The sequence below is a fragment of the Crocosphaera sp. Alani8 genome (assembly GCF_038442745.1).
GTDB lineage: Bacteria > Cyanobacteriota > Cyanobacteriia > Cyanobacteriales > Microcystaceae > Crocosphaera.
Window position 1 is genome coordinate 1 of record NZ_JARVCN010000065.1, and the last position, 12,006, is coordinate 12,006.

Consider the following 12,006-nt stretch of genomic DNA (forward strand, 5'->3'; position numbering starts at 1 on the left):
ACGTGGGAGATGCGGACTTATTAGTATCCCCAGAATTAGCTGCGGCTCTACAAAATACTGACTTGACAGGAGCCGATGTGGGTGATGCTCGAGTTGATGGCTTTGTTAGTCTTGTTGATGATACCTTACCTGTAGTGAGCTTTAACCTCAGAACAGAAGGTGGTGAAGGCAGCAAAGGCGGCGAAGGTAGCGAAGGCGGTGAAGGCGGCGAAGGTGCCAACGGATGGAGTCCTGGAGACAGCGCCGATTTTGTTACACCACCTCCTACTTATGAAGGAGAACTCACTTCTGGAGAACAAGCAAACCAAGCTTTTGTCGATTTATTAGAAGGGCAAGCCCTACTAGATGACCTACAAGAAGGTGGTTATGTCATTTACATCAGACACGCTCAAACAGAAAGAGACTTTGCCGATCAAGCCGATCCTAGCCTGGATATCGAAGACTTCTCTACCCAAAGAGTAGTCAGTGAATTCGGGGTGCAACAATCTTTAGCCATTGGGGAAGGATTTGAACTCTCTCACATCCCTTATGACACAGTAATTACCAGCCAATACGGCCGTGCCATCGAAACCGCAGCGATCGCCTTTGGTCAATACCACAAAGATCCTGCCCTAAATTTCCTACCGTTCGAGGATTACACTCCAGAACAGATTCAGGAGATGCGCGACAATGTTACTCCGTTATTAACCGATGTACCTAACGCAGGAACCAACACCGTTATTGTTGGTCACGACGACATCTTTGAAGCATGAACAGGCATTTACCCTGATCCTCAAGGAATAGCCTACCTGGTTAAACCAGATGGGGAAGGTAGTTTTGAGGTTATTGCCAATCTGTTGCCCGAAGAATGGGCTGAATTGTCTGAAGGCAGCGAAGGTAGCGAAGGCGGCGAAGGTGGACCAATGCCAGTAGAACCCGATGGTGGAATTGGTGATGGTGCCGGTCCATTAAACGGTGAAGACAACGGTTGGAAACCTGGAGACAGTGTAGTTACGCCACCTCCAACTTATGAAGGAGAACTTACTCCTGGAGAACAGGCCAACCAGGACTTTGTCGATGTCTTAGAAGGTGCAGAACTATTACATGAACTACAACATGGTGGTTTCGTCATCTACTTTAGACACGCTCTCACAGAGAGAGACTTTGCCGATCAGGTGACAGCGGATGTCAATGACTACTCTACCCAAAGGGTGCTTGATGAATTAGGAATTGAACAAGCCTTAACCATTGGCGAAGCCTTTGAACTAGGTCATATTCCCTTCGACGACGTTATTACCAGCGAATACGGTCGTGCCGTTAAAACTGCAGCCATTGCCTTTGAACAATACAGCAAAGACCCTGCACTGAATTTCTTACCGTTCGAGGATTACACTCCAGAACAGATAGAACTGATGCGGGACAATGTTACCCCCTTATTAACTGCGGTACCAGATGAGGGAACCAACACAATTATTGTTGGTCACGACGACATCTTTGAAGCAGGAACTGGTATTTACCCAGATCCCCAAGGAATTGCCTACGTTCTCGAACCCGATGGTAACGGTGATTTTGAGATCATCGCTAACCTACTTCCTGAAGAATGGTTTGAACTCTCTCAAACCAAGGGTTTAGTCCTCAACGAAGAGCAAGGCAACTCCTTAGTAATGGAGTTCAGTGTTGACGGACCGATTCCCGAAGGTGGCATCACAGTTGACATAGAAGGGGACGCAGCAGAGATTCTGCAGCAGTTCTTAGCTCCAGATGGAGACGGAGCGGTTCAAACCCGCGTCACTGACGAAGGCAACATCTTTTATCGTTTTGACACTTCCTTTGGCCCCGGTGCAGGGATAGTTGGCGGAACTCTGGACGTGTTCTCCCTAGAAGATGGGGACCCTGCCGAAGACAACTCCGACCCCGAAGCTGCAGGTACAGGCTTCCTGAGCAACTTTAGCTTCACTATCCTCGAACCAGATGCTAGTATTACTCTGCAGGTATCCGATGATCTGGTTGAAGAACTTGACCAAACCTTCACCTATACTTTAGTTGCAGGAGAGGACTACGAGGTTGACGAAATCTCTAACAGTGGAACCTTCACCGTCACCGATGGAGTTAAACCCGCCGACAGTCCTATCGTTGGCGTAACCGCAGAACCCACAACTCTGATTGAGTCAGAACAAACGGTGATTGAAGTTACTTTCACCACCGAAGGGGAGATTCCAGAAGGCGGTTTAGTAGTACAACTACAAGGACCTCCTCGGGCCATCGCTGAGTTCGATATCAACGCCACCAACCCTCGCTTACCAGAAGCAGAAACAGTTGTAGAAGGAGTAGTAGTTGAAGGAGGGAGTGTTGTCGGTACCGACGAAGTAGCTGGCTCTCTGTTCATACGGATCACCGACCCAACTGCTACGGTTACCGTACCTGTGTTCCAGGATGACGTAGTTGAAGGAACCGAGGTGTTACCTTTCACCCTTGTAGATGGGGAAGAATATGAAGTTGACCCTGATAATTCTGAGGTAACTGTAACCATTGAAGATGAGTCACCCATAGTTACTCCTCCTCTTCTGCCTACATTTGGTACCCTCGACTTGGACACCTTAGATTCTGAACTTTCTCCCACTTTCGACGGCACCGACGACCTCGTATTTGCTGGTGCAGAAGACGACTTGATCGATAGCTCTAACGGGACTGGTGGTAACCGTCTCTACGGACAGTCAGGAAATGACACCTTTATTCTGGGTAGCAATGACCGTGCTTTGGGTGGTTCCGGGGACGATCGCTTCTTCTTCTTAGGAAGCGAGACTATCGCTACTGGTGGTGCCGAAGCGGATCAATTCTGGATCGCCAATGGAGACATTCCTGAGTCTGCTAACGTTATCACTGACTTCACCAGTGGAGAAGACGTTTTAGGTATTGCTTTAGAGATTGGCTTTGGGGATTTGAGTATTACCCAAGACGATGCCGATACTTTGATTGCTACAGGAGGCGATCAGTTAGCCAGACTGCTTGGCGTTGATGCTAACAGTTTAAGTGCTAATGACTTTACCTTTGCTTAATTAACGACCAATTAAAACCAATAAAAAACAGGGAGCAGTTATTGTTCCCTGTTTTCTTTTCTTTGTTATGTACTCTTAATTCTGACCAGTTGTTGACAAATTTCCTGATCTCGAACTCAGGTAAGCATTATTTCTTGACCGTTAAAACCGCTATCAATCCGTGGCCGCATCCCCATCCTTGTTGCATTTCGTATTCCAAGGTTCTTAACGCATAACCTAATTGGGGTTCAATAATATTTGCACGGGGGTCACCGTACCACATCCAACCCACATCGGCAATCACCCGGTCTATAGTCATAAGGGCAAACTGTAAAGGTTTGGGAAATTCATCCCATCCTGTCACATCTGGAAGGGAAAAATTATGAGAAAGACGACGTTGGGTAAACTCAACTAAAATGTTCCAAGAACGAATCAAATCTTGTAGCAGAGGACTAATGAAGGGATGCTCTGGAAAGATACTAATATCCAACAGTAATTCGTCTAAATTTGTCCGCATATAGTCTTCATGGAGACAATTAATGGAGCGACGAGTTGGTTTAACTTGAGGGTTAAAAGATCCTGTATCTGTATGACGACCCACCAAAAGGGAGCGATCGACTAATTTGGAGACTTCTAGAGTGATTCCTGTTTTTTCACTAATTTCTTGGGCTAATTCCCTCACTTCTTGTCCCGTCCAAAACCTAATGGGAAAAGACTCAATTTCGGTGGTTTGGCGAACAGTCTCAGAATATAAGTAACCCATATTGTACTGACGTACCTTTTCTTCTTCGGACTCAGCGTGCCAAAAATCGGGCCATTCGATGGAATAGCGACCAATGAGATCCATTACCACCACACTACCGTTTTTACCGTGATGGGCAATGTCTTCCAGTAAAGTTACTAAGTCTTTGCGAGCTAAATGGGATAGAGAACCATAGGAAGAAAAATAGAGATCAAAAGCAGATTCGCTATTTTTAACGTCTTTTAACCCTTGGGATAAGTCCGCCTGTTTAAATTGTACTTTGGGCTTATCAGAAAACATGGTTTGACCTTTGCTAACCATAGCCTGACTAATATCTAACCCTAAAAACAAGGCCATGTCTTCGTAAGGTAATACCCGTTTATGTTGTAATCCTAAATCAAGATCGTGATAATCAATTTTGGTCAAAATATCGTATCCTTGACCAGCACCACACCCTAAGTCGACAATTCTCAGCCCTTTTCCTTCGCTGCGTTGGGTTTCCACTAGGTTGCGTAAAAAGGGACGCAAGACAATGCGAGTTAGCTGATCTTCCCAATAAGTTCTAACGTTATCGTATTTACCGAACAAATTGCCAACATATAAATCATATTTCCCTTCTTTGACAGCTTGAGTGTAAGTCTTAAACTCGCTGGAGTTAGCTGGTTTCATTGATCTTTCTCCACATAAACAGCAACCATTACCATTAAGGGCAATATAATAACCTATAAGGGCTTGGTACTCTTGTAGATTACTCCTTTGTTGTCGATTTGTACATTAAAATATCAAAAGCTTACATTAGGAGACGATGGAAAATATAAATATAGGTAAAGAATGGTCAGTTTTTACTCCCGAAGAAACCGGTTTTTCCGAATTTTTAACCGCGTTTTTAACGGATTTACACAGAAAACTTCTCGATATCAAAGAAGGAGAAAATGCTAATTATATTCCAGGGTTAGCACAAGCAAACTCAGATTTGTTCGGCATTAGTATTATGACAACAAAAGGACGAACTTATAATATAGGAAATACCACAGAATTATTTACAATTCAATCTATTTCTAAGCCTTTGGTTTATGGCATGGTTTTAGAAGAATGGGGAGAAGAATATATTCTTAATAAAATTGGGGTCGAACCAACGGGAGAACCTTTTAATGACATTATGGAACCCCAAGAAATTCAAGAAAGAAAATATAATCCGATGATTAATGCCGGGGCAATTATTACCACTAGCCTCATTAAAGGAGATACCTCAGAAGAAAAGAAAGATAAATTATTTGGGATGTTACGTCGTTATTTCGGCCGAGATGTTACCATTAATGAGTCAATTTTTTGGTCAAGAAAAACCAGAGATAGTTGGAATCGCGCCATTGCTTATATGATGCTAAGTTTTGGACTAATTGAAGGTAATGTTGAAGAAATATTAGACCTATATTTCCAACAATGCTCTATATTAGTCAACTGCCAAGATCTAGCCTTAATGGCTGCTACATTAGCTAATAAAGGATTAAATCCTATTACCAGGGAAAAGGCCATGGATGAAAGCCATACTAAAAATTTGCTTAGTGTTATGTTTTCTAGTGGCTTATACGAATTTTCAGGTCAATGGGCTTATCGCGTAGGATTACCAGCAAAGAGCGGGTTATCTGGAGCTATTATTGGAGTAGTTCCTAATCAAATGGGAATTGCTGTATTTTCGCCCCCATTGGGAAACCATAACAAAAGTGTCCGTGGTGTCAAAACATTTGAAGCACTTTCTAAACAGTTTAAACTCAATATTTTTAAACCCAGTTATCCTAATCATCCTCTTAATAAAAAAAAGAAGGTTATCTCTTCTTTAGTCAAAAATCAAGACAAATTACCAAGTTTTTTAAAGTATTTATACAAGAAATACTTACCTTTAGAAGAAGGAAAAATTTATGTTAGTGAACCGGATTTAGTAGATATTAATCCCGATTATTTTTCTATTTGTATTGTTACCGTCGACGGAAAAATTTATACCGTAGGAAAAAGTGAAAAACCTTTCTTGATTCAATCGATTTCTAAGGTGTTTGCTTATGGACTAGCCTTAGAAGATCACGGAAGAGACTACATTTTAACAAAAGTAGATGTTGAACCCACAGGAGATGCCTATAATTCTATTATTAAAGTAGAAGAAAATTCCAAACGTCCCTACAATTGTATGGTGAATACTGGTGCGATCGCTATCACCAGTTTGATCAAAGGAAAAAGCCCAGCACATAAACTCAAGCGTCTTCTAGAAATGTATAAAAGTTATGTAGGTCATCCTGTCTATATCGACACTTCTGCTGTGGTTTCTGAACAAAATCAAGGCGATCGCAACTGGGCTATTTCTTATTTATTACGTAATTTTGGGATGATTTCTGGGGATATTAAACAAACTCTGGATCTCTATTTACAACAGTGTTCTGCTATTATTAATTGTCGAGATTTAGCGGTTATGGCGGCTACTTTGGCCAACCAAGGAGTTAATCCCATCACTGGCCAATGTGCGATTAACCCTGACTATGTGAAAGATTTGCTCAGTGTTATGTTTACTTGCGGTATGTACGATTTTGCGGGGGAATGGTCTTGTAAGGTTGGTTTTCCTGCTAAAAGCGGTGTTGGAGGCGGTATTTTAGGAGTGGTTCCAGGAATCATGGGTATTGGGGTTTTTTCTCCTCCCCTGGATAAACGGGGTAATAGTATTAGAGGGATCAAAGTTTTTAAGGAATTATCCCAACAGTTTCAACTCCATATTTTTCAACCTTTAAATTGAATAATAAGCTGATATTTCTTGTCAAGATTGATTTATGTATGAAATAGACATATAAGGCATTTATACCTATGAATTTTTTCTGATTAAAAACAATAAAATACGAAATTATTTGAGATTTTCTTGAATAGTGGAATAATAGGGGAGGATTATTTTTATTGATGACTGTTTAATTAGTATGTCTGATGTCACCGAAAACACTGTTGATAACTCCCCCGAAAGTAGTACCATTAAAACCACCTTCACAGTTCAAGAAATCCGAGAATTATTACCCCATCGTTATCCTTTCGCTTTAGTAGATCGAATTATTGATTATGTACCTGGGGAAAAGGCGGTTGGTATTAAAAATGTTACCATCAATGAACCGTTTTTTCCTGGTCATATTCCTCCTCTTCCCATTATGCCAGGAGTTTTGATCGTGGAGTCAATGGCACAGGTAGGTGGAATTGTTTTGAGTTTATTACCAGGGATGAAGGGGATCTTTTTTGCTTTCGCTGGTATCGATAAAGTCAGATTTCGTCGTCAGGTTATCCCTGGAGATCAATTAATTATCACAATGGAATTATTGACCCTCAAACGGAATAGAATAGCCAAAATGAAAGGACAAGGAACAGTGGATGGAGAATTAGCAGTTCAAGGGGAAATGCTATTTTCTCGCATTGATTAAGTTCTTAACAATTAGTAATCATTCCTTGATAGTTTGCTCGTTTTAGTTACTATTATAAAGAAGGGGGCAGAAGTTGCCCCCTTAACCCCCTAACCATAATGTTTAACGCTTATATCACAAGAAATTTAATCTAAGTTTCTGAATTTTCCTGCCGATACCGAAATTCCTAGGAATGCAAAGATTGAGAGAATACAATTATGCCCGATAATACTAAAGATGCTTTTCGATGGGTTAGCTCAAAAGAACGTTATCCCGGCGCGCCTCCTTATGTTGTTGGACTGCCAAAGGGGGAGGGATTTAATGTTCTTAAGATTTTGTGGTTTGATCTAACTGCTCTGAAATCTGCTGTAGTTTTAATTATTACTCAACTGTTTCACGTTTTGGGTTCTTTCAATCGAACAAAAATTGAACTGAAAGGAGTGGCCGATTTAGGTTTAGGGGTGGTTTTAAAATCTGCTGATTACTGGGAAAAAGTAACAGATTTACGCCAATTTTTTAGCTGGCCACTACTACCAAAACCTTTAATTGCTGATCTCTGGGAAGAAGACGTAGAATTTGGTCGCCAATTTTTACAAGGTCTTAATCCTGTTTTGATGAGAAAATGTAAAGCGGAAGATATTGCGTTAGATAGTAAGTTTCCTGTTACAGAAGAGCATTTAAAACCCTACTTAGGGGATAATTTTTCTCTGTCATTTGCCTTAGAGCAGGGAAAACTTTATCTTGTTGATTACGAAATTTTTGAAGATATTATCGATTCTAAACAAGAGGATCAACTCGGTCGTTATAGTTGTTCTCCTTTGTGTTTATTTTATCTCAATGAGAAAGATCAGTTGCTGCCTGTCGCCATTAAGATTAAACAGAAATACAACCAAGAAACAGATCCCTATCCTGAAATTTTGACTCCGAAGTCCTCTAAAAGCGAATGGAAAGCGGCTAAACTAGCTGTTTCTGCTACGGATATCGCCTATCAGGGGATTATCGCTCACTTACTAGATACCCATTTAGTGATCGAAGTTTGCACAGTTAGTACCTACCGAACTTTATCTCCCGATCACATTATTTATCAACTGTTGAAACCTCACTTTTTTAACACTTTAGCTATTAACTATATGGCTCGTTCTACTTTTCTGGGAAGGGGAGGATTCTTTGATTCCACAGGAGCTTTGGGTTACACTAGCTCCAATGAATTGTTAAGTCGAGCTTATTGGGGCAAAGGGTTAGTCACAGACTATGAAAGTGAACCTTGGCAATTCTACAAAAAAGCTTTACCCTATAGTTTAGAATCCCGTGAGGTTAAAGACCTACCAAACTATTATTACGAACAAGACGCTTTGTTGATGTGGGATGCTACAAAAAAATATGTTAGCGATGTAATCAAAAACCATTACAAAGATGACCAAGCTGTTGAAAACGACGACAAATTGCAGGTGTGGAAAAACGAATTAATTTCCTCCGAAGCAGGAACAATTCAAGGTTTACTTCCCCCAGAAAAAGCTGATCAATTAACTGGAAATCTCAATAATGTTGAGGATTTAATCCAAATTGCTACTACAATTATTTTCTTAGCCAGCACTCAACACGCTGCGGTAAACTTTGGACAGTACGATTACGGTTCGTGGGTAGCAAATATGCCTTTTGCTCTATACAAACCTTTCTCCTCTCTTTACACGGTTAACACAGAAGAAGAACGAGAAAAAATCCTCTTAAAATGGTTACCAGGACGAAAACAAACCATTAAACAAATTGTCCTGGTTAAAGTCTTAACTATACTTCCTCCAATTACCAGCAAGAGTCTTCTAACCTTGCCTAACCCATTTAAACAAAAGGATGATAAACAGGCATTTAAGGACTTTAAAAACCGTCTACGAGAGATTGAATCACAATTGAAAGAAAGAAACAAAAAACTGAAGCAAGAAGGTAAAACTCCCTATGTTTATTTACAACCTTCTCGTATTCCCCAAAGCATCGCTATTTAATTGTTTCAATCGTTAATAAAATAGTAACCCTTTAGGTAGGCGAGTTGATTAGATTCGTCTACTTTTTTGTTAGATCATCTTTTTACTTGATTGCATTGTACAGGTAGTCATGACAATCGATTATTGACTCACCAGAAAAATTCCGCTAGGATTAAACATATCCCCTCCCCCCCTAGGGGATGCAACAAAAAACTAACTTTTGCGATAAGTTAAGTAAAGTAAAGAAAAACTCATAATATATATAAAGGTTAACAAAACGTTGATTTCCACTCCATCCTCAGCCACTAGCCAAACCTTAAAGCCCTCGGATCAATCATCTGTGGGTCAAAACTTTTTTAGTCGTCAAATTGTCAAAAATTGGTTAACTTTTTTAGCCTCGGGTTTTCTTGTCTCCGTCCCCGTGTTCATAGAAGCCCCTCTAGTGCGCTTTTGCCCGGAAATCAGCCTTATTGCCACAGTAGGATGGTTATGGTTAGCCCTTTACTTAATGAAGCGACCCCAAACCCATTTGTGGGGAGACTTATTATTTGGGTTCAGTTGGAGTTGGTTAGCTGGTACCATTTACTGGGGATGGTTTCGTTGGGAACCGTTAATTCATCTTCCTATTGAGTCTATAGGTATTCCCTTTGCCCTGTGGTGTATTTGGCAGAAATGGGGACAAGTGGGCAATTTTTTCTATATTGGTTCGTTAATAGGCACAGCAATCACCGATGCTTATTTTTATATCGCTGGACTAATTCCTCACTGGCGACAACTTATGCAAGTTGATCCTAGTTTAGCTACCCCAATATTTCAAGAAGCCCTAGATAAAGTACAAACCCCCTGGGGAATGGGTTGGGCTATAGTATTAGCCACCTGTTTGTTAGTAATAGGTTTGTGGGGTATGCAAAAATCAGATCACCATTGGTGGGCATTAGGGGGCGCAGTATTGAGTACAATCTTGGTGGATAGTCTATTTTGGTTTGCTGCTTCTTTGGCGTAAGTAGGTACAATATAGTAAGATATCGGTTTTTGATTGTTCTCCCGATCGCCGCGATTAATTATCTGTGGATAATCTTGCCAAGACACCTCATCTATTGCTAGATACTGCTAAAGGTCAACGGTATTTTCCTTTGGCGGGTAAAAACTATTGGACAATTGGACGTGGAAGGGATAACGACTTTGCCATTGGAGATAACTGTATTTCTCGTAATCATGCCATTTTGCAGTCTACCGAAACAGGGGATTTTTTGTTGATCGATTTAGGGAGTCGCAACGGAACCTTCGTCAACGATCGCCGTGTCGGTATTCCTGTCATCCTCACAAGCGGAGATGAAGTTACTTTTGGCAAGACCAAAGTTTCTTTTTTTAGTCCCATAGGTAACCATAAACACGTTCCTGGTGAAGAATTTGTAGATCGTGACACAATGGTTTTACACGAACGTCGCCTAACATCTGTGATGGTGGTGGATATGAGGAACTTCACCGTTTTAACGAGGCAACTAGACGAGGAAATTTTATCCTCTTTAATCGGGAACTGGTTTCGTCAATCTGGAGAGATCATTCGTAATGCTGGAAGTTGGGTGGATAAATACATCGGTGATGCGGTGATGGCTATTTGGTTTCATGGACAAAATGAGGTTACCAAAGCCGATGTTATGGAAATTTTCCAGGCGGTACAAGACATCAATCAGATGACGAAACAGCTAAGCAGACAGTATCCACTCCCTTTTAAATTGAGAGTGGGGGCTGGCATCAATACGGGCTATTCTATGGTAGGGAATACCGGTAGTGGGGATCATCCAGACTACACTGCTATCGGAGACACCGTTAATGCAGCTTTTCGTTTAGAGTCAGCCACCAAAGAATTAGGGTTAGATGTGGCTATAGGAGAACAAACCTATCTCCATTCCATAGAATTGCACTGTATGGAGACTATCTTTTCTCAATACACTCTCAACCTCAAAGGTTACGAAAAACCAACCCCTTCTTACGGGGTTACGTTTCAAAAATTAGAGAAACTTCTCGAAATTAATCGAACTCAAAATTGCCCATGAAGGAAACCGCCCTCGCTAGAGTTCGTATCGTTTTAGTGGAACCAGCCGGACCGTTAAACGTGGGTTCTGTGGCGCGAATTATGAAAAATATGGGCTTAAAGCAGCTAACCCTAGTGCAACCCCATTGCGATCGCCTGGGGGACGAAGCGAGGCTAATGGCGGTTCGCGGGATTGATGTCTTAGAAAACTCTCAAGTAGTTGAGACTATTCCCGAAGCATTACAAGGGTGTCAGCGTATTATTGCTACTACTGGGCGATCGCTTTCCCTTCCCACCCATCTAGAAACCCCCAAAAAAGGTTTACCCTGGTTACTCACAGAAGGGTTGAATACAGCGTTGATGTTTGGACCAGAAGATCGGGGATTGAATAACGAAGAACTGAGTTATGCTCAACGTTTTGTGTCGATTCCGTCTAGTTCTGAGTATCCTTCTTTGAATTTAGCACAAGCAGTTGCTGTTTGTAGCTATGAACTCTATCAACTAACACAAGACAACAACGAAGAGACAGAAGAGTTGTTGTTTGAACCGGCTTCCTTTGAACAACTAGAGGGATATTACCAGCATTTAGAAGCGGTTTTACTAAAAATTGGTTATCTTTATCCCCATACGGCCAAAGCGCGCCTAGAAAAGTTTCGCAGACTCCATAATAAAGCGAATCTAACCACCGAAGAAGTTGCCTTGTTACGGGGTATTTTGCGACAAGTTGACTGGGTTTCTCAGTTTATCCCATCAAAAGAAAATTAATATAGTCATTTAAAATAAGAATGAGACACTAACTGTTACAATAGGCTCTAATAAT

9 protein-coding genes are annotated in these 12,006 nt (G+C 41.2%); 8 read left to right on the top strand and 1 reads right to left on the bottom strand.

Features of this window, described 5'->3' with window-relative positions:
- Both P9B04_RS04965 and P9B04_RS04970 read left to right on the top strand, forming a co-directional pair.
- Positions 1-752, top strand: a 752-nt coding sequence (locus P9B04_RS04965) for a histidine phosphatase family protein (RefSeq protein ID WP_342053894.1), incomplete at its 5' end; no start/stop codon positions are given.
- Positions 753-836: 84 nt separating this feature from the next.
- Positions 837-3,035: a histidine phosphatase family protein gene (locus P9B04_RS04970; protein WP_342053895.1), complete on the top strand. Its 2,199-nt coding sequence runs from the start codon at positions 837-839 to the stop codon at positions 3,033-3,035.
- A gap of 127 nt (positions 3,036-3,162) precedes the next feature.
- Here P9B04_RS04970 and P9B04_RS04975 read toward each other — a convergent pair whose 3' ends face one another.
- Entirely contained in the window at positions 3,163-4,425 is a 1,263-nt protein-coding gene (locus tag P9B04_RS04975) for a class I SAM-dependent methyltransferase (RefSeq protein ID WP_342053896.1), read from the bottom strand.
- 136 nt (positions 4,426-4,561) lie between these two features.
- Here P9B04_RS04975 and glsA point away from each other — a divergent pair, with 136 nt between their 5' ends.
- The 6 genes from glsA to P9B04_RS05005 all read left to right on the top strand — a co-directional run bounded on the left by glsA (position 4,562) and on the right by P9B04_RS05005 (position 11,951).
- The gene (gene glsA, locus P9B04_RS04980; protein ID WP_342053897.1) at positions 4,562-6,532 is read left to right on the top strand and encodes a glutaminase A; all 1,971 of its coding nucleotides are present in this window, start codon (positions 4,562-4,564) and stop codon (positions 6,530-6,532) included.
- 175 nt (positions 6,533-6,707) lie between these two features.
- Positions 6,708-7,196, top strand: coding sequence for a 3-hydroxyacyl-ACP dehydratase FabZ (gene fabZ / locus P9B04_RS04985; protein ID WP_342053898.1), 489 nt, complete (start codon positions 6,708-6,710; stop codon positions 7,194-7,196).
- Between the two features lie 197 nt (positions 7,197-7,393).
- Positions 7,394-9,172, top strand: coding sequence for a lipoxygenase family protein (locus P9B04_RS04990; RefSeq protein WP_342053899.1), 1,779 nt, complete (start codon positions 7,394-7,396; stop codon positions 9,170-9,172).
- Positions 9,173-9,431: 259 nt separating this feature from the next.
- The gene (locus tag P9B04_RS04995; protein WP_446717966.1) at positions 9,432-10,154 is read left to right on the top strand and encodes a DUF3120 domain-containing protein; all 723 of its coding nucleotides are present in this window, start codon (positions 9,432-9,434) and stop codon (positions 10,152-10,154) included.
- A 64-nt stretch (positions 10,155-10,218) separates the two neighbouring features.
- A complete protein-coding gene (locus P9B04_RS05000; protein ID WP_342053900.1) occupies positions 10,219-11,208 on the top strand; it encodes an adenylate/guanylate cyclase domain-containing protein in 990 nt (329 codons plus the stop codon).
- Positions 11,205-11,951 (top strand): RNA methyltransferase, encoded by a 747-nt coding sequence (locus P9B04_RS05005; protein WP_342053901.1) that lies wholly within the window; start codon positions 11,205-11,207, stop codon positions 11,949-11,951. The genes P9B04_RS05000 and P9B04_RS05005 overlap by 4 nt, the downstream gene beginning before the upstream one ends.
- Positions 11,952-12,006: the final 55 nt, after the last annotated feature.

Excerpts from the sequence above, each read along its gene's own strand:
- P9B04_RS04975 (WP_342053896.1), bottom strand. The coding sequence starts at position 4,425 with ATGAAACCAGCTAACTCCAGCGAGTTTAAGACTTACACTCAAGCTGTC.
- glsA (WP_342053897.1), top strand. The coding sequence starts at position 4,562 with ATGGAAAATATAAATATAGGTAAAGAATGGTCAGTTTTTACTCCCGAA.
- fabZ (WP_342053898.1), top strand. The coding sequence starts at position 6,708 with ATGTCTGATGTCACCGAAAACACTGTTGATAACTCCCCCGAAAGTAGT.
- P9B04_RS04990 (WP_342053899.1), top strand. The coding sequence starts at position 7,394 with ATGCCCGATAATACTAAAGATGCTTTTCGATGGGTTAGCTCAAAAGAA.
- P9B04_RS05005 (WP_342053901.1), top strand. The coding sequence starts at position 11,205 with ATGAAGGAAACCGCCCTCGCTAGAGTTCGTATCGTTTTAGTGGAACCA.